General features: G+C 64.7%; 16 protein-coding genes. 4 read left to right on the top strand and 12 right to left on the bottom strand.

The genetic code is table 11. The features are described 5' to 3' along the window. Positions 1-25 precede the first annotated feature (25 nt). On the top strand, positions 26-847 hold the full coding sequence (locus BLR26_RS17495) for a helix-turn-helix domain-containing protein (protein ID WP_045198827.1): 822 nt from the start codon (positions 26-28) through the stop codon (positions 845-847). 7 nt (positions 848-854) lie between these two features. On the opposite strand, the gene BLR26_RS17490 is transcribed toward BLR26_RS17495, so the two are convergent. Further along, a complete protein-coding gene (locus BLR26_RS17490; protein WP_093383192.1) occupies positions 855-1,751 on the bottom strand; it encodes a universal stress protein in 897 nt (298 codons plus the stop codon). Positions 1,752-1,906: 155 nt separating this feature from the next. Here BLR26_RS17490 and BLR26_RS17485 point away from each other — a divergent pair, with 155 nt between their 5' ends. Beyond that, on the top strand, positions 1,907-3,523 hold the full coding sequence (locus tag BLR26_RS17485; protein WP_093383189.1) for a mechanosensitive ion channel family protein: 1,617 nt from the start codon (positions 1,907-1,909) through the stop codon (positions 3,521-3,523). A gap of 2 nt (positions 3,524-3,525) precedes the next feature. Here the strand turns inward: BLR26_RS17485 and BLR26_RS17480 are convergent, their stop codons facing one another. The 10 genes from BLR26_RS17480 to napE form a co-directional block, all read right to left on the bottom strand. Continuing rightward, entirely contained in the window at positions 3,526-4,623 is a 1,098-nt protein-coding gene (locus BLR26_RS17480; protein ID WP_093383186.1) for an AI-2E family transporter, read from the bottom strand. Between the two features lie 30 nt (positions 4,624-4,653). Continuing rightward, positions 4,654-5,199: a PqiC family protein gene (locus BLR26_RS17475; protein WP_093383183.1), complete on the bottom strand. Its 546-nt coding sequence runs from the start codon at positions 5,197-5,199 to the stop codon at positions 4,654-4,656. 16 nt (positions 5,200-5,215) lie between these two features. Then, the gene (locus tag BLR26_RS17470; protein ID WP_093383180.1) at positions 5,216-6,868 is read right to left on the bottom strand and encodes a PqiB family protein; all 1,653 of its coding nucleotides are present in this window, start codon (positions 6,866-6,868) and stop codon (positions 5,216-5,218) included. Next, positions 6,861-7,487, bottom strand: coding sequence for a paraquat-inducible protein A (locus tag BLR26_RS17465; RefSeq protein WP_045198835.1), 627 nt, complete (start codon positions 7,485-7,487; stop codon positions 6,861-6,863). Before BLR26_RS17465 ends, BLR26_RS17470 begins: the two co-directional genes overlap by 8 nt. Then, the gene (locus BLR26_RS17460; protein ID WP_093383177.1) at positions 7,484-8,083 is read right to left on the bottom strand and encodes a paraquat-inducible protein A; all 600 of its coding nucleotides are present in this window, start codon (positions 8,081-8,083) and stop codon (positions 7,484-7,486) included. The genes BLR26_RS17465 and BLR26_RS17460 overlap by 4 nt, the downstream gene beginning before the upstream one ends. Before the next feature lie 205 nt (positions 8,084-8,288). Further along, on the bottom strand, positions 8,289-8,885 hold the full coding sequence (locus BLR26_RS17455) for a cytochrome c3 family protein (RefSeq protein ID WP_045198838.1): 597 nt from the start codon (positions 8,883-8,885) through the stop codon (positions 8,289-8,291). A gap of 9 nt (positions 8,886-8,894) precedes the next feature. Next, positions 8,895-9,380 (bottom strand): nitrate reductase cytochrome c-type subunit, encoded by a 486-nt coding sequence (locus tag BLR26_RS17450; protein ID WP_093383174.1) that lies wholly within the window; start codon positions 9,378-9,380, stop codon positions 8,895-8,897. A gap of 11 nt (positions 9,381-9,391) precedes the next feature. After that, positions 9,392-11,896 carry a nitrate reductase catalytic subunit NapA gene (gene napA, locus BLR26_RS17445; RefSeq protein ID WP_093383171.1) on the bottom strand — a complete coding sequence of 835 codons (2,505 nt, stop codon included), beginning with the start codon at positions 11,894-11,896 and terminating at the stop codon, positions 9,392-9,394. Then, entirely contained in the window at positions 11,893-12,153 is a 261-nt protein-coding gene (locus BLR26_RS17440) for a chaperone NapD (protein ID WP_045198844.1), read from the bottom strand. The genes napA and BLR26_RS17440 overlap by 4 nt, the downstream gene beginning before the upstream one ends. 22 nt (positions 12,154-12,175) lie before the next feature. Then, a complete protein-coding gene (napE, locus tag BLR26_RS17435; RefSeq protein WP_093383168.1) occupies positions 12,176-12,346 on the bottom strand; it encodes a periplasmic nitrate reductase, NapE protein in 171 nt (56 codons plus the stop codon). Positions 12,347-12,496: 150 nt separating this feature from the next. Between napE and BLR26_RS17430 the strand changes: the two genes are divergently transcribed. Beyond that, on the top strand, positions 12,497-12,865 hold the full coding sequence (locus BLR26_RS17430) for a DUF3302 domain-containing protein (protein WP_093383165.1): 369 nt from the start codon (positions 12,497-12,499) through the stop codon (positions 12,863-12,865). A 2-nt stretch (positions 12,866-12,867) separates the two neighbouring features. Continuing rightward, entirely contained in the window at positions 12,868-13,827 is a 960-nt protein-coding gene (locus BLR26_RS17425; protein ID WP_045198850.1) for an HlyD family secretion protein, read from the top strand. 28 nt (positions 13,828-13,855) lie between these two features. On the opposite strand, the gene BLR26_RS17420 is transcribed toward BLR26_RS17425, so the two are convergent. After that, complete coding sequence (locus BLR26_RS17420; RefSeq protein WP_093383161.1) at positions 13,856-14,596, bottom strand: Crp/Fnr family transcriptional regulator; 741 nt, start codon at positions 14,594-14,596, stop codon at positions 13,856-13,858. Between the last annotated feature and the right edge of the window lie 46 nt (positions 14,597-14,642).

Genomic DNA, 14,642 nt, shown 5'->3' with positions numbered 1-14,642 from the left:
CCCCCGGCGGGTTAGACTGCCGGGCATGACCCGAGCCACTGCCGACACCCCGATCTGCCTGTCGTTCTCAGCCCTGCAGCAATGGCATGCGGCGCTGCAGCATGCCATTGCCCGCAGCGGCGAGGCCGACGCCCTGGCAAGCCTCGCCGCCGCCCTGAGCCAACTGGTGGCGGTCGAGTCGATGATGATCAGCCTTGAGCGCCAAGGCCAGCCACCGCAACTGTTGTACCAGCAGGGCATCCCCGAGCGTCACCGCGACGCCATCCTCAACCGTTACTTCAGTGCCGGCTACCTGCTCGACCCGTTCTGCCTGGCGGTAGAAAAAGGCCTGGCCCAGGGTTTTTACCACCTGCAGGACATCGCCCCGGACCACTTCTTCGACAGCGACTACTACAAGACCTACTACCTGGGCACCGGCTGCAGCGAAGACAGCTACTACATCGTCGACATCGACCCGCACAGCAAAATATCCCTGAGCCTGTTCCAGGGCTGTGGCGGCAGCAGCCTGAGCGTCGAGCAACTGCACGTGTTGCAGGCGGTCGAGCCGATGGTCCGCGAACTGATCCGCCGCTTTGCCCAGCATGGCCTTGAGCCCGGCAGTGAAGCGGCCAGCCAGGGCAGCGTCCAGGCCGCCTTCGACAGCTTCGGCTGCAACAAACTGACCGAGCGCGAACGGCAGGTGGCGCAGATGATCCTGCGCGGCCACTCGGTGAAGTCCACCGCCGGCGAAATGGGCATTTCGCCAGAAACCGTGCGCATGCACCGCAAGAACCTCTACCTGAAGCTTGAGATCAACTCCCAGTCCGAACTGTTTGCTCGTTTTATCGACTGGCTGCGCCTAGGCTGAGGCTGTCTCACGCCGCGGCCCTGATCGCCAAAACATTGCACAAGCGCTGTTCCAGCACATGCTCGGTGGTGCTGCCGGTCAGGCGTTCGAGCAGTTTGCGCGGGTGGTTGCCCATCACCAGCACGTCGGCGCGGCTGTGGGCGATGAACTCGGCGATGCTGCGGGTGATCGGCGCCGACAAAAAGTGCTGGCGCTCAACCGGTACGCCATGGCGCGCGGCCATTTGCTCGAAAGCCTTGTGGATCGACTTGCGCACGTCACTGCCAAAGCCCGGCATGGTCACGGTGCCAGCGCCGAAGTCGGCCATGTGGGTGTGGGCGCTGTCGCATACGTGCAACAGGTGCAGCTCGGCGTTGCACTGGCGGGCCAGGTCGGCGGCGGCGTTGATCACGCTTTCGTTAAGATCGTCGTGGGGGTGTTCGGGGTGGGTCGGGTCGACCGCGGCAATCACGATGCGCGGCAGCGGGCAGTGCACCTCGCTGACCAGGTGCACCGGGCACGGGCATTCGCGCAGCAGTTGCCAGTCCAGCGGCGCGACCACCAGGCGCTTGAGCAGCGGCTCGTGCTGTACGTCCTTGATCAGCAGGTCGGGGGTGATTTCGGCCACTTGCGCCAGGGCCGCTTGCAGCACGTCGCGGGCGAGAATCACCTCGGTACTGACGCGAATACCGTTTTCGTGCAGCAAGGTCGCTTCATCGGCCAGCCACTGGCGGTTGTTCTGCATCAGCGTATCGAGGCGGTGTTCGTCACCGCTCATGAGCCCGAGGGTATCGATTTCGTCGACAAAGGCGCAGATATGCAAGGTGGCGCCGGTGGCGAGGGCCAGGGCAGCGGCGCGCTCCAGCGCCGGGGTGTGGCGCAGGTCGGAACCTACCATCAGGAACAGGCGTTGGTACTGGCTCATGGGGTACCTCCGGTAGCGTTGTGTTGCCAGCCCCCCGGTGCTTGAAGTCTAGTCCATCGCAGCGGGGCGCCCGCAGGCTCCGGGGCGGGCTATCTGACAAGCGGTCCGCGCTGGTCTAGGCTGCGCTACAGGACCGGGCGGGCGAGGGTGAGGGCATGAGCAATGCGGTACTCAAGGCGTGGCTGCTGATTGGCGGGTTGCTGCTGGGCGCCCTGACCTGGGCCCAGGAGCCAGGCGCAGTGTCGGCCAGCGCCGAGCCGGTGGAGCTGAAGGTGTTCAACCGCAGCATCATGCTGTTTCGCGCGACGGTGCTGGGCGAAACCCCGCAGTTGCGGGTCAAGCGCGCCCGCACGGTGATCGGCGAAACCCTGGACGACAGCCCCGACCCGCAGGTCAGCCTCGACCCGGTGCAGTCCAGCTACCTGGTGCTGCTGGGCGACAAACGTGCGTTCATTGTCTCCAGCCGCGACATTGACCCGCTGAGCCAGGGCACGGTGCGCGAGGCCGCCGAGCAGGCCGCGGCCAACCTGCGCCAGGCCGTGGGCGAGCAGCGCGAGGCGCGTAACCTGCAACGGCTGGCACGCGCGGGGCTGGCAGCAGCGCTGGCCACCGCGCTGTACCTGGCGCTGTTGTGGGCTATCGCGTTTACCAGAGGCAAGCTGCAAGCGCGCCTGCCGCGGCTGATGCGCCGTCACGCGCGGACCCTGAGCGTGGGGCAGACGCCGGTGATCGAGGCGAATTTCTTCTACACCTTGATACGCCGGGTGCTGGAGAGCGTGCGCTGGTTGCTGATCGCCTTGCTCAGTTATGAATGGCTGGGTTTTGTCCTGTCGCGCTTTCCCTATACCCGGCCATGGGGCGAGCGCCTCAATGAATACTTGCTGGAGCTGCTGCGCTACCTGCTCGAAGGCATGATCAGCGCGGTGCCGGGGCTGGTGGTGGCCCTGGCGATTTTTTTCATTGCCCGTGGCGCGGTCGCTTTCAGCCGCCGCTTGCTGCGCCGCCTGGCGGTGCCGGGTACCCTGAGCTGGCTCAACCAGGAAACCCTGGCCCCGACCACGCGCCTGACTGCCCTGGCGATCTGGTTGTTCGCCCTGGCCATGGCCTACCCATACCTGCCTGGTGCGGGTACCGACGCGTTCAAGGGCTTGTCGGTATTGATCGGCCTGATGATTTCCCTGGGCGCCACCAGCGTCGTCGGCCAGGCCGCTGCCGGGCTGATCCTGACCTACACGCGCACTTTGCGTCCTGGCGAATTCGTGCGCATCGGTGAGTACGAGGGCACGGTCACCGAGCTTGGCATGTTCACCACCCGCATCCGCACTGGCCTGGGTGAAGTGCTGACGCTGCCCAATTCGTTGATCACTGCCAGCGTGACCAAGAACTACTCGCGGATCGTCGAGGGCGAGGGCTATGTGGTCGACACCACCGTGACCATTGGCTACGACACGCCCTGGCGACAAGTCGAGGCGATGCTGCTGGAGGCGGCGCGGCGTACCAATGGCATCCTCGAGCAACCGTTGCCGCAGGTGTTCCAGACCGCCCTGTCGGACTTCTATCCCGAGTACCGCCTGGTGGCCCAGGCCATTCCCAGCCAGCCCCGGCCGCGGGCGGTGCTGCTCAGCGAACTGCACGGGCATATCCAGGACGTGTTCAACGAGTACGGCGTGCAGATCATGTCGCCGCATTACCTGGGCGACCCGCAACAGCCCAAGTCGGTGCCCCCGGCGCAGTGGTACAGCGCCCCGGCGCAGCCGCCCGGGGCGCCCTGAACTCAGGGCTCTTCGGCCGGGCTGTCGGCGGCCAGCGGCTGCGCCACCCAGCTCATGAACAGCTCGTAACCCACGGCCAGCACCACCGGGCCGATGAACAGGCCGATGATGCCGTTGGTCAACATGCCGCCGAGCGCGCCGATCAGCACTACCGGCATCGGCACGGCAACCCCGCGGCCCAGCAGCAGCGGCTTGAGGACGTTGTCGCACAGCCCGGCGAGCAGGGTCCAGATGGCGAAGATCACCGTGCTGGCACTGACTCCGTCATGGGCAAACACATAGATCACCACCGGCAAGGTCACCAGCAGCACCGGCAGCTGGGTGATGCCCAGCAGCAACACCAGTAGCGCCAGCACCCCGGCCGCGGGCACGCCCATGACCACCAGGCCGATGCCCACCAGCAGCATCTGCACGAAGGCGATGCCAACCACGCCCTGGGCCACGGCGCGAATGGTCGCGGTGCACAGCGCGGCCAGTTGCTCGCCGCGCTGTGGCCCGGAAATGCGCATGGCAATGGCCTCGGCGGTGCGCTGACCATTGTCGCCCTTGGCCATGATCACCCCGGCGACCACCAGGGCAACCACGAACACCAGGATGCCCGAGCCGATCCCGGCCAGTTGCGTCAGCAAGGTCTTGCTCACGCCCTTGAGGTGCGGGGCCACCTGCGACAACGCCCAGCTCAGGTCGCTGCTGGCATGGGCCCAGATACCGTACAGCGGTGCGCCGATCAGCGGCCAGTCACGCACGTTGTCCGGCGGCGGCGGGATTTCGATGCGCTGGTCCTCAAAGCCGTGGATGCCTTGCTGCACGGTGTCGGCCACCGAGGTGCCGAGCAGGCTCAACGGCCCGATCAGGCAGGCCAGGCCGATAATCACCAGCACCCCCGCGGCCCAGCCAGGGCGGCCACCCAGCCAGCTGCCCAGGCGCTGGTTGAGCGGGTAGAGGGTGATCGCCAGGATCACCGCCCAGAGCATCAGGCTCAAAAACGGCCGGAAGATCTCGAAGCAGAACATCACCAGCACCGCGATCAGGCCAGCGCGGATCAGCACATCCAGCAGTTCGCGGGCGGTGCCCAGGTGCAGGGGGCGGTTGTTGGCCATCGGCGTCTCCTTGGGCGGGCAATCGGCGCTTTAGCGCAGCGCTGGGCAGCGACTGGCGCCGCCGCTGGCCGCCTGGCTGACCAGTTCGGTGAAGCGCTTGAGGTTCTGCTGGTGGGCCAGCACCAGCGCGTCGATGCTGGCCCCGGCCGGGGTCTGGATCACGCTGCGACAGTTGAGCGCCGCGCCGCCGTTGGCGGCCCGCAGACGCCAGCGGGCATCGAACAGGGCGTACTGCCCAGGCACCGAGTCAAAGCGTTGGACTTCCACGCGCAGGCCCAGGCGTGGCTGGGCGCTGCTGCTGGCGAACTGGTTGACCAGGGCGTTGCGCAGCTCGTCGGCGAGGCTTGCGCCCCACCATTCGGTCTCAAGGATCGCCAGGCTGCTGTTGCCCTGGCGAATCACCACCTGCGGGCGATCGACCTGCGGCGGCACGCTGACCTGCTCCAAGAGCACATCGGCACTGCTGGCCGCCGCCGGCTGTTGCGGGATCAGCGTGTGGTAGTGGATCGGGTCGCTGCGGCAAGCGGCCAGCACCAAGGCCAGGCTCAACACGGCAATCTTGAAGGCATGCGCCATGGGTGTGCTCCTGCGGTCAGTTGCGCGACGAAGGTTTCAATGCGTCAGCGGGTGCATCCTTGGGTCGGCCGCGCAGCAGCGACTCGGGGTTGCGCCCCAGGTAGTCGGCCAGCTCCCGGAGCGAGCGCGACATGCGCCCCAGCTCGTCGAGGGTCTGGGTCAGTTGCTCGCGTTGCGGCGAATCCTCGGCCAGGGTCGAGTTGGCCGACTGCAGGGTCTTGCTGACCTCCTGCAAGGTGCCCTGGACGCCCGGCAAGGTGCGGCTGTTGAACTGCTGCAGGCCCTTGCGCAGTTCCACCAGGTTGGCGTCGAGGTTGTTGGCGATGCGCTCGATCGGCAGGCGGTTGAGCTTCTCGACCATGGCCTGGAACTGCTCCTGCAGTTGCTCCAGGCTACCCGGTACGGTGGGGATGGTAATCGGCCGGGCGCTCGGGTCGAACACCACTTTCGGCGCCTTGGGGTCGAAATCCAGGGCGATGTACAACTGCCCGGTGAGCAGGTTGCCGCTGCGCGCCTGGGCACGCAGGCCGTTGTCGACGAAGGTGCCGAGCAACTGCGCGGCGGCTTTTTCGTCGTCGGGGTCGTGGTTCAGCGCCTTGAGCAGCTTGGTGTGGGCGCGGCCCAGGCGCTGCGGGTAGATGACGATGCCGACATTGACCGGGAAGGTACGCTTGTCGACGTCGAAATCGAGGTTGACCGACACCACCGAGCCGATCTCGACGCCGAGGAACTCCACCGGCGCTCCGACCTTGAGGCCGCGCAGCGCCTGGTCGAAACGCAGGCTCAGGTACTGCGCCTTGCCATGCGGCGGCGACAGGGCCCGGGCGCGGTCGTCGAACAGTTCGAACTGGCGGTCTTCGGCGGCCACCTGGTCATCGGGGCTGTAGTCGGGGGCGCGAAAGGCAATGCCGCCGACAATCACCGACGACAGCGATTCGGTACGAAAGGCAAAGCCGTTGGCGCCGACCTCGACATCGACGCCGCTGGCGTTCCAGAACCGCGTGTTGTCGGTGACGAAGGCATCGCTGGGCGAGTTGATGAACACCTCGATACTCACCCCTTTGCCGTTCTCGTCGAGGTTATAGGCGACCACCTGGCCGACCGGGATCTTGCGGTAGTAGACCGGCGAACCGACCCCCAGCGAGCCGAGGTCGCTGGCGTGCAGGAAAAAGCGCTTGCCGGGCTCGCCGTAGGTGATCGGCGGCGGCGATTCGAGGCCGACGAAGGCCTTGGCGCGGGTGTGAGATTCGCCGGAATCGGCGCCGATGAAGTCGCCGGACAGCAGGGTGTCGATGCCCGACACGCCGCCGGCGCCGATGCGCGCGCGCACTACCCAGAACTTGGAGTCCTCGCGGGTAAAATTGTCGGCCTGCTTGACCAGCTTGACCGTGGCGGTGACGCTCTTCTGGTCCTTGCTCAACTCCACTGCGGTGACCTGGCCGATCACCACGTTGCGGTACTTGACCGCGGTCTTGTTGGCCTCCAGGCCCTGGCCGGTCTTGAAGGTGATCTCGATGGTCGGGCCTTGCTGCATGACGTTATGGACCACCAGCGACAAGCCCACCAGCACCGCCACCAGCGGCACGATCCACACCAGCGAGATGCTGAAGCGCCGGGTCTTGACCCCGGGCTGGCCGGGTTGGGGGCTGTCTTGGCGGGTATCAGTCATCGGCCTGCTCCTTGTCGTGCTGCCAGATCAGTCTAGGGTCGAAGCTCATTGCCGCAAGCATGGTCAGCACCACCACCATGCCGAAGAACAGAATGCCCGGGCGCGGTTCGATATCGCCCAGGGCCTGAAACTTGACCAGCGCCGCCACCAGGGCGACCACCAGCACATCGAGCATCGACCAGTAGCCGATCAGCTCGACGAAGCGGTACAGGCGCGCCCGTTGCGTCTGCGCCCAGGTGCTGCGGCGCTGCACGGTGATCAGCAGCAGGGCCAGGGCAACGAACTTGGTCGCCGGCACGGCGATGCTGGCGATGAAGATGATCAGGGCGATGTCCCAGGCGCCATGCTCCCAGAACTCCATGACGCCGCTCATGATGGTGCTGTCGGCGCCGCTGCCGAACAGCGTGGTGTTCATCACCGGCAGCAGGTTGGCGGGGATATAGAGCACCAGCGAGGCGACCAGGTAGGCCCAGGTGCGGGTCAGCGAATCGGGCTTGTGCGCATGCAGCGGCGCGCCGCAGCGTTCGCATTCGTGCGGCTGATGAGTGTTGTCGCAGGCCATGCCGCAGGCATGGCAGAGCACCAGGTTGAGCTCGGCGGCGCGCGGTGGGCGGCTCATGGCAGCACGTCCCAGAGCTCGCGGATGTCGCGCCCGGCGATGCGCAGAATCAACAGGCTCAGGGCCGCCAGTGCCAGCAGGCCGATGCCCGGCAGCACATCGAGCATGCCGGCCAGCTTGAACACCGCGACCATGGCGCCGAGCAGGCAGACTTCGAGCATGCTCCACGGGCGCAGGGTTTCCAGCCAGCGCATGCACAGGCTGAAGCCCGGGGCGCGGCCGCCGGCCAGGGCAAAGCCGAGCACCCAGATCAACAGCAGCAACTGGAACACCGGGGCGATGATGATCGAAATCGCCGCCACCAGGGCGATAAAGGTGATCGGCCCATTGGCCAGGGCCCGCACCGAGTCCCACAGGGTGGCGCTGTTGTGCAGGCCTTTGAGGCTGATGCTCATGATCGGGTAGAAATTGGCGAACACCCAGAGGATTAGCGCGGTGACGCTCAGGGCCAGGCGTTGCTGCACGCTCAGGCCGTTATAGCGCTGCAGCACCGCGCCGCAGCACTGACACAGGGCCTTCTGATGTTTGCCGAGGCTGACTTTCTGGTACACGCAGTCGCAATGTTCGCAGATGATCAACTGATGGGTATCCAGCATGGCGCGCGCTCTGGCTGCGGGCGGGGACTAGCTCAATATAGTCGGCGCTGGCGCGGGGCTTCGGATTTTTTACCCACTGCGGGAGTTGGCTGCACCGGCCTCATCGCGGGTCAAGCCCGCTCCCACAGGTCCGGTGTACACAGTTCCACTGTAGGAGCGGCGGTGCGGCGACCCGACTTGACCCGCGATGAGGCCGGTGCAGCGGCTACCAACCCGGCACCCCGCGCATGTCCGGCAGTTTGTGGGCGATGCCCTTGTGGCAATCGATACAGGTCGCCTGCCCGCTGGCCAGCGAGGTCGAGTGCATGGCTGCGGCGCGTTTGCTCTGGCGGGTGAAATCCATGAACTCGAAGTTGTGGCAGTTGCGACATTCGCGCGAATCGTTGGCCTTGAGCCGCGCCCATTCGTGCTCGGCCAGTTCACGGCGGTGCGCGAGGAATTTGTCGCGGGTGTCGATGGTGCCGAAAATCTTGCCCCAGACTTCCTTGGACGCCTGCATCTTGCGCGCGATCTTGTGTGTCCATTCGTGCGGTACATGGCAATCCGGGCAACTGGCGCGTACCCCGGAGCGGTTGCTGTAGTGAATGGTCTCCTTGAGTTCGACAAAGACGTTGTCGCGCATCTCATGGCAGGAGGTGCAGAACTTCTCGGTGTTGGTCACCTCCAGGGCGGTGTTGAAGCCGCCCCAGAAGATGATCCCGGCGACGAACCCGCCGAGGGTCAGAAAGCCCAGGCTGTAGTAGACACTGGGCCGCCAGAGAATGCCCCAGTATTGCTTGAGTAGCCCGAACAGTGCTCGCATGGCGCCTCCTCAGGGTTTTTGCGCGGCGTTGGCGTCGTCTTGCAGCAGCTTGTCGATGGTTTCGAAGCTGTTGCCCACCAGTGGCTGCACCTCTTTTTGCGGCACATGACACTGGGTGCAGAAGTAGCGCCGTGGCGATACCGCCGCCAACGCCTGGCCGTCGCGGTCCATGTAGTGGGTGATGCTGATCATGGTCGCCTGGCTGCGCGCACTGTTGGCGCGGCTGTGGCAGGACAGGCACTTGTTGCCGTTGAGGTCGACCTGATAGCCGCGAATCGTGTGGGGGATGGTCGGCGGCTGGTCGGGGTAATTGCGTTCGCGCTTGAGGTCCTTGTTCTCGTCGTTGGCCAGCGGCGGCGCCGGCAAACTCTGGGTCAGGGTGCCGCCCGGGCGCCGGCCATCGGGGCCGGGGGCATCGAGGGGGTAGTCGACTTCGGCGGCGACCACCAGGCCGATGACCGCGAACAGCAGCAAAGGCAGGCTGCGAATGGGCATGACGGTTCTCCTCAGGCCGCGCTGATCAGCTCGATGCGTATGGCGCATTTCTTGTAATCGGTTTGCTTGGAGATCGGGTCGGTGGCGTCCAGGGTGACTTTGTTGATCAGCTTGTTGGCATCGAAAAACGGCACGAACACCAGGCCGCGCGGTGGCTTGTTGCGCCCGCGGGTTTCGATGCGCGCGCGAATCTCGCCGCGCCGGCTGATCAGTTTCACTTCACTGCCGCGCCGTGCATTCAGGGCCTTGGCATCGTCAGGGTGCATGTACACCAGGGCATCGGGCACTGCTTTGTACAATTCTTCAACGCGCTGGGTCATGCTCCCGGTGTGCCAATGCTCCAGCACCCGGCCGGTACTCAGCCAGAACGGGTAGTCGGCATCCGGTGCTTCGGCCGGCGGCTCGTAGGGCAGGGCGAAGATGATCGCCTTCTTGTCCGGGTAACCGTAAAACTGCACTTCACTGCCTTTCTCCACGTACGGGTCGAGGCCTTCGCGGTAGCGCCAGCGGGTTTCCTGGCCGTCGACCACCGGCCAGCGCAGGCCGCGCTCGCTGTGGTAGCGATCAAATGCGGCCAGGTCGTGACCATGGCCCCGGCCGAACTGTGCGTACTCTTCGAACAAGCCCTTTTGCGGGTAGAAGCCAAAGGCCTTGGCTTCATCGTTGTGGTAGCCGGCTTGCAGCTGCTCGACCGGGAACTGGTCGACCTGACCATTTTTGTACAGCACTTCGAACAGGGTCTTGCCTTTGTACTCGGGGGCCTTGGCCAGCAACTCGGCAGGCCAGACCTCGTCGGTGGTGAAGCGCTTGGAAAACTCCATCAATTGCCACAGGTCTGAACGTGCTTCGCCCGGGGCGGTCACCAACTGATGCCAGAACTGGGTGCGGCGCTCGGCATTGCCATAGGCGCCTTCCTTTTCTACCCACATGGCGCTGGGCAGGATCAGGTCGGCAGCCTGGGCCGACACCGTGGGGTAAACGTCCGAGACAATCACGAAATTGTCCGGCTTGCGCCAGCCCGGCAGCACTTCCTGCATGATATTGGGCCCGGCGTGCATGTTATTGCTGGCCTGGGTCCAGTAGACGTTGAGCACCCCGTCCTTGAGCATGCGGCTCTGTTGCACGGCATGAAAGCCGACGTTCTCCTGGATAGTGCCGGCGGGCAGCTTCCAGATTTTTTCGGCGCTGGCGCGGTGCTTGGGGTTGGTCACCACCAGGTCGGCCGGCAAGCGGTGCGAGAAGGTCCCGACTTCGCGGGCGGTGCCACAGGCCGAGGGCTGGCCGGTGAGCGAGAAGGGGCTGTTGCCCGGCTCGCTGATCTTGCCGGTGAGCAGGTGGATGTTGTAGATCAGGTTGTTGGCCCACACCCCGCGGGTATGCTGGTTGAAGCCCATGGTCCAGAACGACACCACCTTGCGCTTGGGGTCGGCATACAGCTCGGCCAGCGCCTTGAGGCGCTCTTGCGGCACGCCCGATTCGGTGGCTGCGCGCTCAAGGGTGTAGGGCCGCACAAAGGCGGCGAACTGCTCGAAATCGATGTCGCTCCAGGTGTTGGCCTTGTCGGCGTTCCTGGCCTTGGCTTCGCGTGGATCGTCGGCGCGCAGGCCGTAGCCGATGTCATCGGCGCCGAGGGCGAAGCGTGTGTGCTTGCTGATGAAGTCCTTGTTCACCGCGCCGCTTTCGATGATGTGGTTGGCGATGTAGTTGAGGATCAGCAGGTCGGTTTGCGGCTTGAACACCATGGGAATGTCGGCCAGGTCGAAGCTGCGGTGTTCGAAGGTCGACAGCACCGCAACCTTGACCTGCGGCTGGCTCAGGCGCCGGTCGGTGACCCGGCTCCAGAGGATCGGGTGCATTTCGGCCATGTTCGAGCCCCACAGCACAAAGGCATCGGTGGCCTCGATGTCGTCGTAGCAGCCCATGGGTTCATCCATGCCGAAGGTGCGCATGAAGCCCATCACCGCCGAAGCCATGCAGTGGCGGGCGTTGGGGTCGATGTTGTTGCTGCGAAAGCCGGCCTTCATCAGTTTGTTGGCGGCGTAGCCTTCCCACACCGTCCATTGCCCGGAGCCAAACATGCCGATCGATTCCGGGCCTTTGTTGTGCAGCGCTTGCTTGTACTTTTCGGCCATGATGTCGAAGGCTTTTTCCCAGCTGATCGGCTGGAATTCGCCCTGCTTGTGGTACTGGCCGTTGCGCATGCGCAGCAGCGGTTGGGTCAGGCGGTCATTGCCGTACATGATTTTCGACAGAAAATAGCCTTTGACGCAGTTCAGGCCGCGATTGACCTCGGCTTTGACGTCGCCGTGGGTGGCCACCACGCGGTTGTCGCGCGTCGCCACCATGACGCTGCAACCGGTGCCGCAAAAGCGGCAGGGCGCCTTGTTCCAGTTCAGGGTCACCAGGTCGGCTTCGGTCACCAGGTTGCTGGCGCTGGTGAAGATCGGCAGGCCCGCCGCGGCGGCGGCAATGGCGGCGGCCTGGGCCTTGGCAAATTCACGGCGGGTCATGCTCATGGTGAGTCTCCTTCTGGGGCGAGGAGTTCGTGGTAAATCAGCGCGGCATTGAGCACCCCGGGCAGGTTGTTGATCTGCTCGATGCGCTGCAGGATCTGCTGTTCATGGTGGGCTTCGAGCACCACCACCAGCTTGCCGGCGGGGCTGTGCTGATGCAGTTCGAGGTTGTCGAGCAGCAGCAGGTTGGCCTTCACCGCCTCGAACAGTTCGGGGCGGGCATGTACCACCAGGCTGGCAATGTGCAGAACGTCGTCCATGGGCGGGCTCCGGCAGTCTCGGCTAGCCGTTGGGAGGGCCGGGTGGGCCATACAGCAACTGGAAAAACCAGACGAGAAAACCGTAGCCGCCAACGATGGCGACCGACATCAAGGGGAACAGGCAGACGATCAGAAACAGGAACAGCAGCGTTTCTCTTCTGCGGGCGATTTTCTGTTCTTCAGCCAATGACATGGAGCGGCCTCCTGTCGAGCGTGAACTGAGCCTAGATCAGCGTGCTCTGCCCACGCCGGCTGGCGCGACCAACGGTCAACACGGCCTTGAAAACACTACAGGTGAACTACACTGCTGGCACGGACCCCCTGGCTGCGGTGGAAAGCGAACATGCTTGATTACTTCGCGTTGGGTATTTTGATTTTTGTCGGCCTGGTGCTGTTCTACGGGATCATCGTCCTGCACGACATTCCCTATGAAATCGCCGTACACCGCAACCACCCGCACCAGGATGCGATCCACGCCACCGGCTGGGTCAGCTTGTTCACCCTGCATGCGCTGTGGCCGTTCCTGTGGATCTGGGCAATGCTCTACCGCGAAGATCGCGGTTGGGGCTTTCGCGATGGCAAGTCGCCGCAAAACCACGTGGTGCGCCTTGAACAACAGGTCGCCGAACTGCAGCAACGCATCGCCCGCCTCGAAGGCGTGGCTCCCGCCGAGCCTGCGCCCGGCCACGACGATGGCAACGGAGGGCTCTGAGCATGGACTTGCTGCTGATCCTCACTTACGCGGCCATTTGCGTGGCGATCTTCAAGCTGTTTCGCATCCCCCTGAACAAGTGGACAGTGCCCACGGCGGTGCTGGGTGGCATCGTGATGATCGGCGCGCTGATCTTCACCATGAACTACAACCACCCGTATTCGGAAGTGGCGCGTTCCTACTTCGTCTCGGTGCCGGTGATCCCGGCGGTTACCGGCCAGGTGATCGAGGTGCCGGTCAAAGGCAACCAGCCGCTGGAGAAGGGCGATGTGCTGTTTCGCATCGATCCGGCGCCGTTCGAGTACCGGGTGCGCTCGCTCAAGGCGCAGATCGTTGCGGCGCGGGGCGATCTGTACCGCATCAACGAACTGATCAAGCGCAACTTCGGTACCCGCCGCGAGCAGGAAGCGGCCATCGCCCAGGTCGATGACCTGCAGGCGCAACTGGACAACGCCCAGTTCGAACTCGATAGCACCGTGGTGCGGGCGCCGAGCAAGGGTTACGTCACCCATGTGTCGCTGCGCACCGGGATGCGCGCGAGTGCCTTGCCGCTGCGCCCATCGATGGTGTTCATTCCCCAGGAAGGCCAGTACTTTGCTGCCTGGATGCGCCAGAACAGCCTGCTGCGCCTGGTGCCCGGGGATGAGGCGGAAGTGGCCTTCGACGGCATTCCGGGCAAGGTCTTTCATGGCAAGGTCAAGAACGTCATCGCGGTGATCGCCGAGGGCCAGGTGCAGCCGTCCGGCACCCTGATCGGCTACACCGGTTCACCGCCACCCGGGCGGGTGCCGGTCATCATTGAAATCGACGACCCGGCGTACGCCCAGTACAGCGCGCAGATGCCCGGTGGTGCCTATGGCCAGGCGGCGCTGTACAGCAAGCACTTTCCGCACATCGCCACCATGCGCAAGATCCTCCTGCGCATGGCGGCGTGGATGAACTATATCTTCCCGTTCCACTAGTGGAGTACAAATGTACTCCGCGCCGGGTTCACGCCTGCGGCCGGGTCGGCAGATACGGCAGCAGGCGCTCGGTTTCCTTTCTGACCACCGCGTAGCACTCGCAACTCAACTGCTCCAGGCGCGCCCGATCAAGGACCTTGATATGCCCGCGGCTGTACTCGATCACGCCCAGGCGCTGCAGCTTGCCGGCGGCATCGGTGACGCCTTCGCGGCGCACCCCGAGCATGTTGGCGATCAGCTCCTGGGTCATGGTCAGCTGGTTGCCTTTGAGCCGATCCAGCGACAACAGCAGCCAGCGGCACAGTTGCTGGTCAATCGAGTGATGACGATTGCACACCGCGGTCTGCGCCATCTGCGTGATCAGCGCCTGGGTGTAGCGCAGCATCAGCACCAGCAGCTCGCCGTGGCGGTTGAATTCGTCTTTCAGGCGCTGGCCGGGCAGGCGGTAGGCGTGGCCGGCGCTCTGCACGATGGCGCGGCTCGGGGTGCTTTCGCCGCCCATGAATACGGCAACGCCGATCAGGCCTTCGTTACCGACCACGGAGATCTCCGCCGAGGCGCCGTTTTCCATCACGTACAGCAGCGAGACGATGGCGTTGGTCGGGAAGTAGACGTGACGCAAGGCATCGCCAGACTCATAAAGCACCTTGCCCAGCGGCAGGGCGATCAGTTCCAGGTGCACCAGCAGGCGCTCCAGCGCGGTTGTCGGCAGGGCCGCCAGCAGGTGATTGTCCTGTGGCCTGACCTGTGGCTTGGGTGATGCGGGCATACGGAGCCACCGATGGCAGACGAGAGCTGTCTGGCCTCAGGGTACT

Origin of the sequence: Pseudomonas sp. UC 17F4 (assembly GCF_900101695.1) — a bacterium.
Taxonomy (GTDB): Bacteria; Pseudomonadota; Gammaproteobacteria; order Pseudomonadales; family Pseudomonadaceae; genus Aquipseudomonas.
This window is presented reverse-complemented; position numbering and strand designations above follow the sequence as displayed.